General features: G+C 45.0%; 14 protein-coding genes. 6 read left to right on the top strand and 8 right to left on the bottom strand.

Annotated features, from left to right (window positions below):
• The first annotated feature begins 924 nt into the window (after nt 1-924).
• Nucleotides 925-2,259 carry a DUF2252 domain-containing protein gene (locus J7623_RS18520; protein WP_291923082.1) on the top strand — a complete coding sequence of 445 codons (1,335 nt, stop codon included), beginning with the start codon at nt 925-927 and terminating at the stop codon, nt 2,257-2,259.
• A 71-nt stretch (nt 2,260-2,330) separates the two neighbouring features.
• Here the strand turns inward: J7623_RS18520 and nadC are convergent, their stop codons facing one another.
• The 3 genes from nadC to J7623_RS18505 form a co-directional block, all read right to left on the bottom strand.
• Nucleotides 2,331-3,170, bottom strand: a complete 840-nt coding sequence (gene nadC, locus J7623_RS18515; protein WP_291923080.1) for a carboxylating nicotinate-nucleotide diphosphorylase — start codon at nt 3,168-3,170, stop codon at nt 2,331-2,333.
• A 147-nt stretch (nt 3,171-3,317) separates the two neighbouring features.
• Entirely contained in the window at nt 3,318-4,565 is a 1,248-nt protein-coding gene (locus J7623_RS18510; RefSeq protein ID WP_291923078.1) for a DEAD/DEAH box helicase, read from the bottom strand.
• 326 nt (nt 4,566-4,891) lie between these two features.
• Nucleotides 4,892-5,299, bottom strand: coding sequence for a c-type cytochrome (locus tag J7623_RS18505; protein ID WP_291923077.1), 408 nt, complete (start codon nt 5,297-5,299; stop codon nt 4,892-4,894).
• A 566-nt stretch (nt 5,300-5,865) separates the two neighbouring features.
• Here J7623_RS18505 and J7623_RS31775 point away from each other — a divergent pair.
• The 5 genes from J7623_RS31775 to J7623_RS18480 all read left to right on the top strand — a co-directional run bounded on the left by J7623_RS31775 (nt 5,866) and on the right by J7623_RS18480 (nt 10,112).
• Nucleotides 5,866-6,054 (top strand): RagB/SusD family nutrient uptake outer membrane protein, encoded by a 189-nt coding sequence (locus tag J7623_RS31775; protein WP_366839402.1) that lies wholly within the window; start codon nt 5,866-5,868, stop codon nt 6,052-6,054.
• A 144-nt stretch (nt 6,055-6,198) separates the two neighbouring features.
• Entirely contained in the window at nt 6,199-7,032 is an 834-nt protein-coding gene (locus J7623_RS18495; protein ID WP_291923073.1) for a helix-turn-helix domain-containing protein, read from the top strand.
• Between the two features lie 112 nt (nt 7,033-7,144).
• Complete coding sequence (locus J7623_RS18490) at nt 7,145-7,960, top strand: sugar phosphate isomerase/epimerase (RefSeq protein WP_291923071.1); 816 nt, start codon at nt 7,145-7,147, stop codon at nt 7,958-7,960.
• On the top strand, nt 7,957-8,703 hold the full coding sequence (locus J7623_RS18485; RefSeq protein WP_291923069.1) for a phytanoyl-CoA dioxygenase family protein: 747 nt from the start codon (nt 7,957-7,959) through the stop codon (nt 8,701-8,703). Before J7623_RS18490 ends, J7623_RS18485 begins: the two co-directional genes overlap by 4 nt.
• A 32-nt stretch (nt 8,704-8,735) precedes the next feature.
• A complete protein-coding gene (locus J7623_RS18480) occupies nt 8,736-10,112 on the top strand; it encodes a glycoside hydrolase family 47 protein (protein WP_291923067.1) in 1,377 nt (458 codons plus the stop codon).
• A gap of 68 nt (nt 10,113-10,180) precedes the next feature.
• On the opposite strand, the gene J7623_RS18475 is transcribed toward J7623_RS18480, so the two are convergent.
• The 5 genes from J7623_RS18475 to J7623_RS18455 are packed head-to-tail and all read right to left on the bottom strand — an operon-like array spanning nt 10,181 to nt 18,680.
• On the bottom strand, nt 10,181-11,284 hold the full coding sequence (locus tag J7623_RS18475; protein WP_291923065.1) for a TlpA disulfide reductase family protein: 1,104 nt from the start codon (nt 11,282-11,284) through the stop codon (nt 10,181-10,183).
• Nucleotides 11,285-11,306: 22 nt separating this feature from the next.
• A complete protein-coding gene (locus J7623_RS18470) occupies nt 11,307-12,692 on the bottom strand; it encodes a TlpA disulfide reductase family protein (RefSeq protein WP_291923063.1) in 1,386 nt (461 codons plus the stop codon).
• Between the two features lie 23 nt (nt 12,693-12,715).
• On the bottom strand, nt 12,716-13,603 hold the full coding sequence (locus J7623_RS18465; RefSeq protein WP_291923062.1) for a hypothetical protein: 888 nt from the start codon (nt 13,601-13,603) through the stop codon (nt 12,716-12,718).
• Nucleotides 13,604-13,626: 23 nt separating this feature from the next.
• Nucleotides 13,627-15,123: a RagB/SusD family nutrient uptake outer membrane protein gene (locus tag J7623_RS18460; RefSeq protein WP_291923059.1), complete on the bottom strand. Its 1,497-nt coding sequence runs from the start codon at nt 15,121-15,123 to the stop codon at nt 13,627-13,629.
• The gene (locus tag J7623_RS18455; RefSeq protein ID WP_291923057.1) at nt 15,123-18,680 is read right to left on the bottom strand and encodes a SusC/RagA family TonB-linked outer membrane protein; all 3,558 of its coding nucleotides are present in this window, start codon (nt 18,678-18,680) and stop codon (nt 15,123-15,125) included. Before J7623_RS18455 ends, J7623_RS18460 begins: the two co-directional genes overlap by 1 nt.
• Nucleotides 18,681-18,717: the final 37 nt, after the last annotated feature.

Below are 18,717 nucleotides of genomic sequence, written 5' to 3'. Positions count from 1 at the left end.
GGCCGGAAAGCGAACAGAGGAAGCAGCATTTAGCCAAACACTGCTTCCATCAGCCAATACCAGCTGATACTGTTTGCTTCTTGGGGTTATTACCGTGTTAAATAGTTGTTCACTATTCCCGCGGGAGGCATTATAAATAAATTTTCCCCTGGTTGGTAACCTGGCGCTCCCCTGTACAGCCATCCATTGGCGACGCTGCCCTCTGGGATCCTCTGGCCATTTGCCAGCACCAATATACCACCCGTTACACCAGGTGCAATATCTTTACGTTTATCCGTTGTCGTTACAGGCAGCGGCATTGTTATTCTGGTCGGTGTCACTGTTATCAGCAACAGCCTCCCACTGCTCTTTCAGCACGATGGTGAGCATCTCCATATCCTTCTTCTCTCGTGCCTTATGCAGTAGCTCCGGTAACTCTTCTTTCGAAATCTTATTGTCGTGCTACTACGACAATAGGTATTTCCATGTAGGAACAGGGCGCTTATCCATAATGTGATAATTTTGATGAAAAGCACTCTCCTGTTAATAAGACAAGTAAAAAAAGAGCGATAACTAATGAAGGATAAAAAATTAAAACTTTCCGATGATCAGTATACCTACAGCAATTTCCTGCAGATCAACCGGTTGATGATGTACTTGTTTTATGGTAAATGGAATTCAGGTAAAACGACAAGTGAACATTTTCTATCGCGCAAAAAATAACTTCATTACGTACTGCTATTGGTTGATATTACATGTAACAAGTGTAACGTTTCAATACTGTCTTGGTTAAATAATTTTAGTGTCTCTTAACCAAACCTAAAATAAAAAAGCCGATTTACCAAATCTTACTTTTGCAATCGTTTACATTAAAATGCGATGAAAAACGTATCTTTTAAAAACAACTTCCGCCTGTTTTACGTTTGATGCTTAATTATCTTTTATATGGCTATCATCTCCCCCAACCCGGGTAAAAAAATCAGGGACCAGGTGCCCCGGACCTCCCAGGGCGACTTTACCCTATCTCCTAAACGCCCCACTATTTTACAGGCCATCAATGCCTCCAATCACGACCGGGTACCAGACCTGATTCCTATTCGATGCGGCCGGATGAGTGTTTCCCCGTTTGCCTTTTACCGGGGCACTGCGGATATTATGGCGCACGATCTTTCCAGCCTGCCACATACGTCGCTACAGGTACAGGCGATGGGCGATTGCCACCTCATGAACTTCGGAGGCTTTGCTACACCTGAGCGTAACCTTATCTTTGATGCCAACGACTTTGATGAAACATTACCCGCTCCCTGGGAATGGGATATCAAACGACTGGCCACCAGCTTTGTGCTCGCAGCCCGGCATAATAATATGCGCGAAACAGATGCAAAACAAATGGCCATAGACCTGGTGCTCGCCTATAGAACCGCTATGGCAGAATATGCGCAGATGAATACCCTTGACCTATGGTACATGAAGTTTGAAATGCAGGACCTGCTCAACAAAGCGCGCAGTGAAAAGGTGAAGACCATGCTGAGAGACGCCATGGACAAGGCACAGAAAAGCACACCCGAAAAAGTATTTTATAAAATCACCCAAAGTGTATTGGGTAACTTCGAAATCCAGGATCAGCATCCGCTCATCTATCATCCTATTGACCTGGTGAAACAAAAGAAAATGGTGCATGATTTCCTCGGGCGATACCTGGACACCCTGCAGGATGACCGGCGTTTTCTTTTCAGCCAATATCGTGTTATCGATATTGCGCTTAAAGTAGTGGGCGTGGGTAGTGTAGGCACGCGTTGCCTTGTTGCCCTGCTGATGAATGCCAAAGATGAACCGCTGTTTATGCAGGTAAAAGAAGCCAGAACCAGCGTTTTAGAAGCTTATACAGAGAAAAGTAAATACCGGCATAACGGCGAACGTATCGTACAGGGACAACGGCTTGTGCAGGCAGCCAGCGATATGTTCCTGGGCTGGAGCACCGGCATGGAAAACAGGCATTTCTATTTACGCCAGTTGAGAGACCGGAAAATAGCGCCTGATGTAGAACATTTCGATAAAGAGGTAATGGCTGCCTACGCAGGTCTCTGTGGCAGGGTGTTAGCCAGGGCTCATGCTAAAACAGGTCCCGGGGATGTGATCAGTGGCTACCTCGGAAAATCCGATATCGCAGATGAAGCCATTGGCAAATTTGCAGTAGCTTATGCGGATCAGACAGAGAAAGATTATAGCGAATTTCTGAAAGCTATTAAAGCCGGGAAACTCAAAGCCGAAGTAATATAATGCGATTTTTTGTCTGGCTACAGGATTAGATTGATGATACTTATTTCTATTTTTTGCTGAATAATGCTCATTTATACCAATTGCGCTTTTAAACTAAGGTCCATGCTTACAGCATGGTTTATTATTGCACCTACCGATATATAATCTACTCCCGTAGCCGCATAGTCTGCTACCGTATTTATATTTATGCCGCCTGATGCTTCTGTTTCATATTTACCACCTATCAATTGCACAGCTTCGGCTAACGTGGGCAGGTCGTAATTATCCAGCATGATACGATGTATATTACCCACACTCAATATGCGTTTTACATCATCCAGGTTGCGGGTCTCTACTTCTATTTTTAAATCCAAATTATTTGTTTGCAGATAGGCTACCGTTTTTTCAATAGCTTTTTCAATGCCGCCGCAAAAATCAATATGATTGTCTTTGAGCATCACCATATCGTAGAGGCCCATACGGAGGTTGGTGCCGCCGCCTAGGCGTACTGCTTCTTTTTCATACACGCGAAACAACGGGGTAGTTTTCCGTGTATCCAATATTTTGGTTTTATAGTTCTTTATTTTTTCTACATACTGATTGGTAAGGGTAGCAACGCCGCTCATGCGTTGCATACAATTCAATACCAGCCTTTCGGCCATTAGTATGGTATGCACATCGGTAGCTACTTCAAATGCTATCTCACCATTCTGTACGTGGTCGCCATCTTTTTTGTATAAGGTAAATGTTGCCCCGGGTTGGAGATAATGGAATATTTCCTGTGCCAGTGTAATTCCGGCCAGTATGCCATCTTGTTTTATCTTTAGTACTGCTTTCCCTTTTGCCGCCTTATCTATAGCGGCTAGTGTAGAGTGGTCGCCATTGCCAATATCCTCTTTAAGAGCCGCTGCGATAAATATTGTATTATCCATACACGCACAATTTGAGCGTAAATATAGTAATTAGGGCAGACGTAAGATTTAAAAGATAAAGGGAAGATATAAGCAGATAATTGCTTACATCTTCCCTTTATCTTTTAAAATAAAAATCAGTCTAATCCTGTTTCCAGGCAAAATTCGTTAGAACGTTCTATCCCGTTTATCTACCTGTCCTTTCTTTCTATTCCTTGGCTTAGGCCTTCTTGGTTCTGCTTTGGGCATATCAGGATTAACGGCGTTGGCTTCCATGATAGCTGCTTCTTCAAAAGGATGCGGCACCGATGGAATAACTTGCCGGGTAAGTTTATTGATGCTGTGCAGGTAAGGTCTTTCTTCAGTATCACAGAAAGAGAGGGCGTAGCCCGCTGCACCTGCTCTACCGGTTCTGCCTATACGATGTACATACGTTTCGGAAACATTCGGTAAATCATAATTAATCACGTGTTCCAACGCATCCACATCAATTCCCCTGGCAGCGATATCGGTGGCGACCAATACACGGAGACGACCGTTTTTAAAGTTGTTCAGGGTATTCTGACGGGAAGCTTGCGACTTATCCCCATGCAGGGCATCGGCGTTGATATTGCGCTTCTTCAGGTTTTTGGCAATCCTGTCGGCACCGTGTTTGGTTTGCGTGAATACAATGGTACGTTCAATGCGCTTATCTTTCAAAATATGATCCAGCAACGACTGCTTATCCTTCTTCTTCACAAAATAAACCGATTGCTCCACTCTTTCAGCGGTAGTAGATACCGGCGTGATGGTCACTTTTTCAGGCTTATACAGTAAGGAATTGGCCAGTTGCGCGATACTTGGCGGCATGGTAGCAGAGAAGAACAGGGTTTGACGCTGTTGCGGCAGTTCCCGGATTACCTTCTTGATATCATTGATAAAACCCATGTCCAGCATGCGGTCTGCCTCATCCAGCACAAACATTTCCAGGTGACTCAGGTAAATATAGCCCTGGTTCATCAGGTCCAGCAGGCGACCGGGCGTAGCTATCAGGATGTCGGTACCGTTGCGCAGGGCAATAGTCTGACGGTGTTGCGGCACCCCACCAAAGATCACATCATGCTTTAAACCGGTGTATTTACCATAGGCACCAAAGCTCTCATCGATTTGTGTGGCCAGCTCCCGGGTAGGAGTCAGGATCAGTGTACGAATATGCTTAAAGCCCTGGGTGGCTGGCTTGCTATTGTATAATAACTGTAAAATGGGGATAGCAAACGCGGCCGTTTTACCGGTGCCTGTCTGCGCGCAGCCCAACAGGTCTTTACCTTCCAGTACAATGGGAATAGATTGCTGTTGTATGGGAGTAGGCGTGGTATAGCCTTCGTTTTTTATTGCTTTTAAAATAGGCTCAATAAGCCCTAATTGCTCAAATAACATGTTGATATATCTGATGTAATGAATATAAAATAACGCTTCTTCATCTTTAGCGTTATCACAATTGAGGAGAGCAGTAAAGAAAAGATTTCCGGACTGGAGAGAATAGATATTTCTGTGCTTTATGCTTTTAACTCAACAGACGGGGGCAAAGATACTGAATTTTCCGGAGCAAGCGCTAATAGATTAAAAAAATAATATATGAGTGGAAGCAAAAAGCAGAAAGCAAAAAGCTATTGCAGCGGATGATCATTGCGGATATTTATACGCTTTAATTATTCGCTGCAATAGCTTTTTGCTTTCTGCTTTCTGCTTTTAGCTCTCAGGAACTACTTCGCTCCTTCCGGCGCAGGATCAGGCTTGATCTTGGGTTTTTCATCCCCATGATGACAGCTATAACAGCTTACTGCCATTACTTCGGTAGCCTTGAAGAATTTCTTGTTGATACGTTTGGTCATCCGCATCATGTCTCTCGCAGTGCCTTTATGCGGATTTGCATCGCTGGCAAAATCCAGTTTTTTGGCATCGTCTTTCCGTGGTTCGTGACAGAAATTACATTTTACACCGAGTGCCGCATTGAAACCGCGCATCACGGTAATCAGTTCTTCATGACTGATGTTTTTAGGCAATACTTTCAAATTTTGCGCCTTTTCAGGTTCCTGGGGTAGTGCCAGTGAGCATAGTGTGCCAGCCGCCAATAGTGCCGCCACTACTATAAAACTTTTCCTGATTTTCATGACCATGGGTTTAAATAAGTAGAATAAATGCTTCCTTCCGGAAGGGAATCTACAAAAAAGAATAATAGGTAGTTATTATTCAGGGAGCGTTTTTTCCGCCACCAGTTATCACCTCACCCTGAGCACATCGTTAAAACGTAAAGAACGTACATTATATGATAAAAATACGTCGCCATTGCGTGAAACAGAACGGATACTTTTGCTAAGTAAATCAACAACGTTATGAAGCAGGTACCAGGTAACAACCCTGCCCACTCCGCCAGCAGTATGGCCTGACATCCATTTATTATCCAACACCAACGCACGTGACAAGCTAATCACTTGATCAGAACTGTATTGCATAAACATTAACATTTATCCGCTTAATCACCACTTTATGAACCGAAAAAAGTCAGCTGTTTACAAAACACTGCTATCATTCGCACTACTGGCCGTGTTGCCTGTTTTCGTATGTGCCAAAACGTTATCGGACCTACGTGAAATAAAAGGTATTGTAATGGATGAAAACAACACACCACTACCTGGCGTAACCATTCACGAAACAGGCACCCCGCAGCCGCGCAGGCCTGGCCCCACTATCCGGACTAAACAAAGATGCTTTCCGTACCGAAGTATGGAAAGAAAGGTACTGGGAACTATGTGCAGAAGGAAAAACATGGTATGATATTGTCAGAACCAAACAGGTGTTCAATCCTGCTACTGGCACATTCACCCCTGTTATTGGCTACAAGATGCACAGCGGTGTGCTGAAGTAGCAGAAAGCTGAAAGCAAAAAGCTATTGTAGCGAGTGAGTAAAGCGTATAATTATTCGCTATGGTCAACCACTACAATAGCTTTTTGCTTTCTGCTTTCTGCTTTCTGCTTTTGCACTCTGCCATTAATTTGCTTAATTTGATAAATGGTGCGGCGATTTCTTCTCAAACATTTCATTAGCAACAAGGAGGTTTTCCATCTTGCCAGGGTAAAAATCCACTCACGGCAGGATCTTTCCATGCATAATCATGACTATGCCGAAATATTCTGGGTAGAAGCCGGTAGTGGCACGCACCTGATCAACGGGCAAAAATCCACCCTGAAACCCGGACACCTGGTGATGATGCGACCAGATGACCAACACACCTTTACAGGGAGTAAACAAGGCCTTACCATTATGAACCTGGCCTTCTCCATGGACACACTTTCGCATCTGCGTGACCGTTACTTCGCAGATAGTCACAGCTATTTCTGGTCCACTAACTTCCTGCCTTATCAAACCACGCTGGATATGGCACTAATAAAAACTATTTCCCAAAATGCAGAACGTGTATGGAAATTCCAACAGTCGCACCTGTACCTCGATAGCCTGCTACTGCTCATTTTCCGCCTGGTAGATGGCAACGATAGCGTTTCTGATGATCAGCAAATTCCCAGTTGGCTATCAAATGCTATACAGGACTTTTTCACCAACGAATTATTCAGCCAGGGCCCACGCGGATTTGCAGAACTCTGCGGCCGCAATATTGATCATGTAAACCGCATGGTCCGCAAATACTATGATAAAACCTTAAGCGACCTGGTCACCACCCTGCGTATGAATTTTGCGGCCAAACAATTATCCATTACCAACGTACCTATCAAAACTATTTGCAGCGACTGTGGCTTCAATAACCTCGGTCATTTTTACAAAACATTCCGCGACATTTATCACCTCACCCCTTCTCAATACAGGCGGCAACATCAGACAATTGTATAAAGTCGTCCTACCGTAACAATTAATCATAATACAGCAATAAAACATCGTAATTACCATAGTATTTCCCACTACTTTTATTGGGCAATACAACCGCGTTTTTTTACGATTTTCAATGGAGATAAAATTCTTTTGTCCATACTGGGGAATGGGACACCTGCCGCTCGAAACGGCATTACAACAAATTAAAGCAGCTGGGTATCATGGCATAGAACTGGCCATCGATCCCAATAAAGCAGGATATGAACAAGCCGCCACGTTATGTGATCAATATGGCCTTTTACTGCTGGCACAACATCCATATGCGAAAGGCACTACACCTGCCGCCTTGTTGGAAGATTATACCACTAAACTGGAAAAGATCCTGCAGTTGCAACCCTTACTGGTGAACTGTCATACAGGGAAGGACTACTATAGCGTGGCACAAAATCTTCCCTTCCTGCAGGCAGCAGCAGGCTTATCACAGCAATATGGAATACCGGTAGCACACGAAATTCATCGTGGCAGGTTTAGCTTTTGTACCACTGCCACCGCGCAATACCTGGAAGCATTTCCATCACTATTGCTCACTGCAGATTTTTCACATTGGTGCGTGGTATCCGAATCATTGCTCGAAGAACAAAGTGCTTTCATGGACCAGGTGATACCACATTGCATACACCTCCATGCCCGCGTAGGATATGAGCAGGGCCCACAAGTATCACACCCCGCCGCCAGTGAATTCCAGTCGGCACTACAGGCACATATGCAATGGTGGAAACAACTGGTACAACATCACCGCCAACAGGGTAAAACCAGCATCACTATTACCTGCGAATTTGGCCCTACGCCTTATTTGCCGGCAATACCATTTACCAGGGCGCCCGTAGCCATACAGTGGGAGCTAAATTTATTTATGAAAAACTATTTAACTGAAAATCTTTTAACATGACACAAATACCTTCACCACAGGAAGTCAGCTTCTTCAAAGAAAACGGCTACCTGCTACCAGGAAGACCACTATTCAGCGACGATAAATTCAATCGCCTGTTCAATATTTTTGAAGAACACCTGCAAAACCGCGGCGAGTTACAACCCGATGAACTGGATGTTCCCCATCATAAAGATGACCGGCTATTTGAATTTCTCCTGGCTGATGAAGTGCTCGATGTAGTGGAAAAGATCATTGGTCCTAACATTGGCCTATGGAGCAGCCATTTCATCTGCAAAGAACCCAGAACCGGTAAGAATACGCCCTGGCATGAAGACAGCGCCTACTGGAAAGGTCGTTTCGATAAATTCGATAATATTGTCACTATCTGGCTGGCCATTGATCAGGCTACCAAAGCCAATGGCTGCATGGGCGTATTACCGGGATCTCATCAAAATGGCTTTTCAGAATACCAGGAAATCGCCAATAACCAGCATAAAATATTCAACATAGAAATAAAAGATAAAATAGCGAAAGACAAAATTGTGTGGTTCGAATTACAAAAAGGCAATTACTCGCTGCATGATTCCAGGATCATTCACGGCGCTAACGCCAACAACAGTGATACCCGCCGCACCGGCTACACCATGCGCTATTTCAGTACCGACTTGTCACTGAACCGTACCCATCCCAACAATATCCACCACCGCATTTATCATTGCAGAGGTGGCAACAATGGCAATAATCCGCTGATATACCTGTAGCAGGTATCGTCACCAAAAAAACATCGCACAACATGAAGAAGTATTTATTGAGCGCCGCTGCTGCCTGTTTACTGTACTGTTCCGCATACGCACAGCAAAGCAACGAGCCTACCGCACAAAATGTAAAAGATGAATTTGTAAGATCCTGGACTGCTTATAAACAGTATGCCTGGGGACATGACGTGTTATTACCACTCACTAAAACAAATTCCGATTGGTATAAAGAATCCCTGCACATTTCACCCATTGATGCCTACAGCACTATGAAAGTGATGAAGCTGGATGATTTTGCCAAAGAAGTAGAACAATATATCAAAGACAGCGTCAGCTTCGATAAAGATATTTTTGTAAAAACATTTGAAGTAAATATCCGGGTACTCGGCGGTTTGCTTTGTATGTATGAATATACCCAGGATCCACGGATACTGGCGCAAACAAAGGACTTCGGCGACCGGATGCTGAAAGCATTTAACTCCCCTACCGGTATCCCCTACTACTGGGTAAACCTGAAAACAGGTGAAACCAAAGGAGCAGAAGTCAACACAGCAGAAGCTGCCTCCTATATGTTTGAAATGGGTATCCTAAGCTATTACACCAAAAATCCGGTATACTACCAGGCAGCTAAAAAAGCAAACCTGTATATCTGGAATAAACGCTCAAAAATAGATCTTGTAGGGGAAGTGATCAACAATGAAACAGGCGAATGGAAAGATCGCAACAGCTACATTGGCGCCGGCGCAGATTCTTACTTTGAATACCTGCTGAAAACCTGGTTACTGTTTAAAGATCCGCAACTCAAGCCTATCTGGGATAAGAGCATTGCGGCCATCAATAAATATATTCCGGAAAAAACTAACACCGGTGTGTGGTATGGCCACGTAAATATGGATACCGGAGAAAAAACCAAATCGTCTGTTACTTTATATGATGCATTCTGGCCCGCACTCATCTCGCTGACAGGTGATTTCAAAAGAGCCGAAACTTTCCAGGATACCTGGAACGGCCTGTGGAATAAATACGGCCTGGAACCAATGATCTACGATTATAAAAAGGAAGAACCCACTTACCCGGTGTACGACCTGAATCCGGAGATTATTGAGTCTGCCTGGTACCTGCACAACTATACGAAAAATCCGAAATACCTGAAAATGGGGCAACAGTATTATAAAGACATGCTGAAATACTGCAAAACAGATATTGCGTTTTCTTCTGTGGCAGACGTACGCACCATGAAGCAGAACAACGAATTACCCACCTTCTTTTTTGCGGAAACCATGAAATATTTCTACTTGCTGTTTAATGGCAACCCGGATATTACATTGGAAAAATACGTATTCAATACTGAGGCGCATCCTTTCAAAAAGTCAGGATTCACCCGTACGGAAATAAAGAGAAGGTTAAGCCTTTAATAACAAGTGAAAAATAGAACCCCGCTACTTTTTAGTAGCGGGGCTTACCAGGATAAATACAGACAATACTATTTCAGCAATTCTGCCAGCTTCTGTTCTAATCGTTCATTCATATAACCCATACCCACAATCTTTCCATCAGGTCCTACCAGGTAATTCACCGGGATAGCTATCACGTGGTAATCCAGTGCCACGGGACTCATAGAGGCTTTCAGATCACACACCTGCGTCCAGGGTTGTTTATCTTCTTCCATTGCCTGCAGCCATTTATCTTTCTTTTCATCTGCAGATACGCTGAGAATGGTGAAGTTTTTATCTTTGAACTTCTCATAGGCTGCCTTCAGATAAGGATTTTGTGCCCGACAGGGAGCGCACCAGCTGGCCCAGAAATCAATCAGCACATATTTTCCTTTGTAGTCAGACAGCGACACCTGTTTACCATTTACATCCGGCAAAGTAAATCCGGGTGCAATAGTACCGATTTCCATACCTACACCCATCGATTTTTTCACGAAGTTAACAGATGCGGCGCGCTGTACATTCAGCGGCTGCTTACCCAGGTACTCCAGCCACTCATCTTTTGGCATCGTTCTGTTCAGTACATTGGCAAAGAGATAGGCAGATACGGTTGATTTAGGATGCTTGCTGATCCACACTTTGGCCAATTCTGACTGCTGCTTTTCAAACACCGCGATCTGCGGTTGCAGTTCGTTGGATGTAAGCATGTCTCCTACGTTCTCCGCTTCTTCCTGCCTCATTTTCAGCTTTCTCTTTTCAGAAAATGCAGCAGCGGTATCAAGAATATTGCTGCAGATGTCTACCCAGTCTTTGATAAACTGCGAGCCACTATAAGTAGCATTCTGAAAAAAAGGCCCTTTACCGGTAATTTTCACTTCTCCTGGTTCGAGGAAAAGCACCGTCCCTTTTTTCTCATCTTTCACATCTCCTACCGCAATAATAAATACACCACCATTACCGCTGGTAAGTGTTTTAGTAAAAGTAAAGCTGTGATTTTTAATGACAGTCGAGTCATATCCTTCCTGGAATGGTGTCCACAAACGCATCATGGTATCATTCGGCAAATCAGGTAAGGTTCCTGATATGACTATCTTATTCTGTGCGGATGTTTGTAATGCCACACCCATGGCCAACAGGGCTATTATTCTCTTCATAAACATGATTATTATATAAAATTTATTTTCTCATTTTCATCCACATCTCCAGCAACGCCTTATAGACCGGATCTGATGGCAGTGGCGCAAAGGCTGTCAGGAATTTACCTTCGGCATCAATCATCATATAGCGCGGCACACCCGTTAACTGATAATGTTTTACAAACTCCTGCATGTTTTTATCACTTTCATCGGGAGATAATCTTAAAGTAATGGCTTCACTTTGAGGATGTTTGTCCAGGTATTTCTTCCATACCACGTCTTCATCCCAGGCAATAGAAAGGAATACAATACCGGTATCCGTATGCAGCGAGTCAGCAAACCGTTCAAAGTTGGGCAGCTCCGCGATACAGGTAGCACACCAGGTAGCCCAGAAATCCAGCACCACCATTTTTCCTTTGAATTGAGATAAGCGCACCGGCTTGCCCTGCAAATCATATAGTGTAAAATCAAACGCCTGCTGGCCCAAATTAAGCGGCTGATAAGCGTGATATATAGAGTCGTATAAAGCTTTGATAGCAGGATGATGCACTTCTTTCTGTACCATTTCATAGACATCCATGAAATGCTCGTTGGCGCCGTGGTAACGTACGGTACCTACCACATCATTCCAAACCAACAGGTGCTTCAACCGGTCGCCCGACAAATGACTCAGCAAATAAGCAACGCGTTCATCACCATCTCCCGGCACTGCGCTGCTAACATATCCGGACACAACTGACTCCTCCGCAATGCGCGACAGGTAGGGATGATCTACTTCTGCTTCCTGCTGCAGCCAGGCTTTAAACTGTACGGGGATTTTAGCGGCATATACATTCTCTGCTTTATAGCGACTGGCATAATAGCTCTTCACCTTCATCTTCAGCATTTTCAGGTACAACTGTGCAACCGGAAAATCTTCCTTTCCCGTTAAATGCGCATTGGTAATCAGTTGCATGGCCTGCTCGTTTTTCTTATCCATCATTGCCCTGAATGATTCGAAGTCGGTATGCAACACCACACTATCCCGGAAACGATACATACTATCCAGTTTATACAGCAACTGCAAACGCGCCGGCTGTGTACCGGTAATAACCGCATTTTCGCAATGCACCAATCCTTCATTAAAGGGACGTGGGCTCAGCTTCGCGATTACCTGGTCGCCAGGATGTACTAATACAGGTACATTGTTAATATTCATGACTTGTACCAGTGGCATCTTCAGTTTGCCGGTCCATACTTTCGTAGCGCTCATCCCTTCCGCCATGCTGATGGCAGCAATTGGGTTCACTTCATCCAGGTAGCGGATGCTGAACATATTCAGGCCCTGCACGGTCACGCTGACATTCACCATAGCATCATCGCGTGTAGCCGCCACCGTGAGTTGGGCGTATAAACAGGTGAGTAACAACATTAATCGGTATCTCATAAAATATATTTTTTTAAAACAGTTCAGGGCCGGTTACCAATGGCTTGCAGATCAATGTTGTATTTGCGTTGGTAATACCGCCGGATAACATCGTACTTTACTCTTATTAAACCGCTGACATCCACCTGTGGTGAAAGCAGCGTGCCTTCCATTTCTTCTGCAGAAGTGCTGGTAATAACACCGATAAAATCCAAAAAGTCCTGGCCCAGGCAGTAGGGATTATTAAACATATATGCGTTGTGAATACGGGTTACGAGGCCTGCGGCGTGGTAGGCTTCCTCATCCATGTTGAGATAATCCGGCTGATATAATGCAAAACTATCCGGCATCTCCAGTTCCTGTGCATTAAAGGCCCGCTTCCATAAGCACCGGTGCAGTCCTCCGCGCAGCGCTTTTAACCGCGCCGGTGTTTGTTGCAGCAACTGTTTGTTAGCCCAGCCAAAAGCCATCATATAATCGGTAGCTGCAAATCCATTGCTGCCAACATAGTTATTCGAAGTACCATCTCCGTTACGTGATACGAAAGAATCAATCCGTTCCGGCAACAGGATACGGTAGGGCAGTACCTGTTGTAAAAAACTATCCGGGTATTGTTGTAAACATTCCTTCATCAGGAAGCTCAGTGCAGGTGCAACGTTTGCAGGATCCGGCTGCCAGGAGGTATCATTAATAGATGTACCAATCGCATATCTGAAATCTGCCGGTGAATATTTATATAAAATATAGCAGTGATATTTTTTGTAAAAGGCGGTGATATCCGCATCAAACGGCTGATTTCCCTGGGGTAGCCGGTAGCCATATTTCTCACCCGATGGCATAGGCACGGCTTCCCGCTTACAAGCCACAACACCTGTCAGCAACACTAACAGCCACAAAGCATTAGTGCGAAAAAAACGAATATATCTGGACATACGAAAGTGATTAATGGTGATAATTACTCCGGCAATCTCACGCCGGTGCTTTGTGGATTCTGAACCAAAGACGGATTACGCTGTAATACCACGCCCGGTATTGCCAACACGTACTGCGGATCTTTGGCTTTCAACTGATACACGGCAACCGTGCTCATAGAAGGTTTAAACACATGTGTCATTGCAGGCATGCCATACCGCCGCAAATCAAACCAACGATGTCCTTCTTCATTAAAGAATTCCCTGCGACGCTCGTCCCTGCACCATTGCAGCATCACCTCCGCAGTGGCCATCTGCAGCGGCTGATAAACCCAGGGGGCAAACCGGTGCTGACGCAGTGTGTTCAAATCCGTTAGTGCCTGTTGTGCTGCAGTGGCCTTACCCGTTGTTTTATACAACTGGATATTGGCCTCCGCGCGGTTGAGATACATCTCTGCACTGCGCCATGCCATGCCACGTATATTCTCCACATTAGGATCAAACTTCCGTTGTACGTAGTCCATGCCAAAAACAGGCTTCAGAAAATCCGGCAGCTCCATGTAATAGGCAAAAGACCTCAAATCTCCCGGCTGGTAGGTCTTACCCAAAGACGCAGAAAAAGCATACGCTGCATTCACCCCTAACGACTTGCGCTCTTCCGTGCTGCCAAACAACCATATATTTTCTGTAGTAACAGTATTCAATATAAATTGCCCCTCTTCCAACTGGATGGAAGGAAGATCCATCAACGCCGGATGATACTGCATTACAATGCTGGCCTGGGCGGCTGCTTTATCCCATTGCTCCATAAACAACGCCACCCTCGATGCCAGGAAGTGCGCTGCGATATAGTTAAAACGGTAAGGCGTTTTATTAATTTTATCTGCATCCAACAGGATACAGGCGCTGTCGATATCCTGGCTGATACGCCGGTATACCTCCGCTACAGTATTCCTGGCCGGATAAGTTTCATATAAGTTGGCATCAAGACGCAGCGGTACTCCCAGGCTTTTGTCAGGTGTAGTTGTACTATCATTGTAAGGCCTTCCATATAAATTCACCAACATAAAATAATAGTATGCTCTCAACCCCAGGGCCTGTCCTTTCAGGTACCTTTTCGCCACCTCATTGCCAATACTGCCATCCACTGCCTGCAATGCCACATTACAGCCCAGGATGAGCTTATAGTAAGCACTCCAGGAATTAAAAGCAGCAACATCCGGGCTATTATTTCTTCCTACCGCTTCTAAAAAATCCGGTTGCCAGGTAAAGGCCGGCATATTGCCAAATACTGCCTGCTGGTTATTCGCCAGCAATGGGCTATTATAACATGCTACATCGTCATCCATAAACTGCACCTGCGGCTGCAATAAGGTGCTGCCTAACGGATAACCATCGCCAAATAATAATTCACTGTAATCTTCTGTCGACTTTGGCGTCATATCTGTCTGCGACTTCTCTTCCAGGAATTTTCTGCAGGAAGTCAATCCTGTTACCATTACCAGGAAAAAAATGATTCCTGTTTTTTGTATCCCTCTCATTAGAACATAACATTAAGGGTGAAAGAATAGGATTTCGTAACTGGTAATGCAGTGGTACCGGTGCCCAATGTTTCAGGATCCTGTCCCATTAACTCTTTGCCGGCAATGGTAAACGGATTGGTAATAGCGCCACCCAGGTTGATGCCCTTCACATACACACTACGGCATATCGATTGAGGTACCCGGTAAAACACATTGATGATACGGCAACGTAAAAAGCTGGCATTCACTACGCGTATATCTGACAAATCGTACATCGTATAAGGGCTCACGCCTGATTGCGAAACGGGGATCAACACGGGTCTGTCGCCACCAAAAGCGGGAACATTTGTAAAGGCTTCATCACCGGGTTTACGCCATCTCTGGTATAGTATAACCGGCATATTCTTTTCCGGCAATGGTGCACCACCGGAAATAAAGGCATTGTTATAAATAGCATTCAGGCGCTTATAGTTGCCGTAGCTCAGGTACATATTCATGTTAAGTGTGAAGGCGCCGTAACGCACACGGGGATTGAACCCCATGGTCACCAACGGGTCCTTTCTACCGGAGTATACCAGGAAGCTGGCCGGATCTGCCGTAGCATCTTTATACACACCCGTATTATTGAACTTTGGCACGCCGGTATTGTGGTCAAGCCCTGTGTAATGATATGACCACAAACTATTAATAGGACGACCCGGAATAAGGGCAGTTCCTGCCAGGTAGTTGGTATACAGATTACTGTATTGACTGCTAACGATATTGTTATAATTCTTTGACCAGGTAAGATCAAAAGAGATTTCTGTTTTACTGGTACGCAGGGGTACTACCTGCAAAAACAAGTCAAGCCCGCTATTCGTCATATTCCCGGCGTTCACCAACATGCTGTTCACACCATATTCAAAAGGCAGTTCTTTTGTAGCGAGTAAGTCCACACTTTTTTTCATATAGGCTTCCCCGTTAAAATTCACCCGGCCGTTAAACAGCGACAATTCCACCCCGGCATTCGACTGGTACGTCTTCTCCCATCGCAGTGCGGGATAAGCGAGGCTTTTGGTATGCAGAATGTATTCTCCACTGCCTTCGTCTATTGGGGAAGAAGGATAAGTAGCAATGAGCTGTGGTCCTACCTGGTCCACCACATTCCCTTGTGTGCCATAGGAAGCATGGAAACGTAGTCCGCTGATAATACGACTGCCAGTCAACCATGGCTCACTACCTGCATCCCAGCTACCGGAAAACACCATGTTTGGTAAAAACCGTTGATTGGAATATTGCCCAAACCTGTTGGAACCATCTGCCCGGCCGGTTACACTCAACACATACTTGCCCATTAAAGAATAAGTAGCGGAAGCATAGTATCCCATGTTATTATTCAGCGTATTCACAATGATCGGTGTATGATAATAGGTACCGCCTTTCACTGCGCCGCCACCTACATTGTACTCGCCTGAAAAGAAGGTCTGGCCTCTGTCGGGGAAATATCCCAACTCTACAGAAGAAAACCCTTTACGTTGCAGGGACTTAATTTCATTTCCCACCATCACGTATACACGATCCCGTGCACCAAACAGGCTACAGCTATATTCCAACTGGTTACGCATATTCAATACCACCAGGTTTTCATGATTAATATTGGCCAGGCCTCCATAAGGGAACACGGATAACTTTCTGATACTGTCACTCACTGCTGCACCAAAATCATAGCCCCGCGCCTCAGATACCAGGTAGCTACGATCGTAGGCGGCCTGCATGCCTTCTGTGCTCCCTAACTGTCCGCTGAGTAGGGTCGTCCACCTCCAGCCATTAGCCACCTGGTAATGCAGGGCGGCAGTTAACATGGTATTGGTTGTGGTGGCGGTGTTGGTAGTTTGATTAATTTCATTTTGTATGTTGTAGGTAAGCGGCATATGCAAAGACCCCGAAATACCTTTGTCAATTAACAGTTCCGGATCAATGGTGCGCGCAGCCGTTACCGCATAATCAAACGGATTCACGTTGTAATAGCCTGAGGACCTAAGATAGCTGGCGTTGGCGCCGATGTCTATGCTGAGTCTTTTTGTGATGGCGGAGTGCAGGTTTAACAAAACGCTATACTGCTTATTGCCATCTTCTTTGGCAGCGCCACCATTGTTGGCATAGTTAAAAGAGGTATAATAATTTGTTTTATCGTTACCTCCTGTGAGGCTCAGGGAATGGTTGTTGCTCACTGCCGGGCGAAACAAACGGGCAAACCAGTCCGTATTCATGGTTTCCATCGCTGCGGTACGGGCATTGAGTTCATCCAGGGTGATTTGTTTTTTCAGAAACTGCTGCACCAGGCTTTCATAGCCTACGTTACGGACGTTGTAATTATTAAGGCCATCTGCCATCAGTTCCCGTGATAGATCCACACGCTGCCGGGAATTCATCAGTTGATACTGTGCATAAGAAGGTCTGGCCTGAAAAGTTAAGGTACCATTATACGACAACTGAGCAGGGCCGCTTTTTCCTTTCTTCGTTGTAATCACTATAACGCCATTGGCTGCACGAATACCGTAGATAGCAGTAGCAGCCGCATCTTTCAGGAAAGTCATGCTTTCAATATCATACGGGTTAAGGCCGGATACGGCATTCCCGATGATAGAAAAATTTGCACCCTGTGCACCACCCATCGCTTCATTCAATTGAGCAGGCGTGAGATCTACCGGGTCTTCTTTGATCACACCATCAATAACCCACACCGGCGCCGCATTACCAATAAAAGTAGAAGTACCACGGATCCTCATTTTAGGTACGGCATTAGGACTACCGGAGTTATTTACAATCATCAGTCCGGGCACCTTTCCCTGTAACATCTTATCTACACTTGATTGTCCCGGTTGTATGATATCAGCAGCATCCAGCTTAAAGGCAGCGGCGGTAGACATTCTTTTATCAATCACCTGGTAACCATTCACCACAACTTCCCGGATTTCCTGGATCACGGAGTCCATAGCGATTTTCGCAAACTCGCCCTTCTTTACTGCCACTATCATAGGTTTCATGCCCAACCGGGAAACACGGATCTTATCCGCTTCTTCCACTACCAGGAAAAACATCCCGTCTTCTGTGGTGTTGGTACCTACTTTAGAGGCTATTCCCTGTATGGTAACGCCGCTCAAAGCTACGCCCTGCTTATCGGTTACCTGCCCGCTTAAAAAGAACCCCTTACGTTCCGGTTGTCCTTCCGGCTGTACTTTTGGGAAAATAATAATGCCCGCCATACCTGTGCTATACTCCAGGTTAGTTTTCTCTAATAACTGTTTCAACAACTCTCTTAACGGCGTATTCTTTACATCTATAGTAACAGGTGGCTGCTGTTCTACTTCTTCCACGTTGTAAGTAAACCTAACAGCGGCGAGTATACGAATATCTTTCAGCACCGCAGGCAGCGGCTTTTTCACCGCCTTGTAGGTAAATTTCTTATCGAGCGCAGGAAAGTTCTGGGCAGATAAATGTGGCGACAGGGAGAGACACAACAGTAGCAGCAAAATAGGCATAGCTACGCCATGCACAGCCCTTCCGGCTGATGTCAGCTTTAATAATCTGTTCATTGTTGTACAGCGATTTTAAATAAAACGGATCCGCTTA

The organism is Chitinophaga sp. (assembly GCF_017745275.1).
GTDB lineage: Bacteria > Bacteroidota > Bacteroidia > Chitinophagales > Chitinophagaceae > Chitinophaga.
This window is presented reverse-complemented; position numbering and strand designations above follow the sequence as displayed.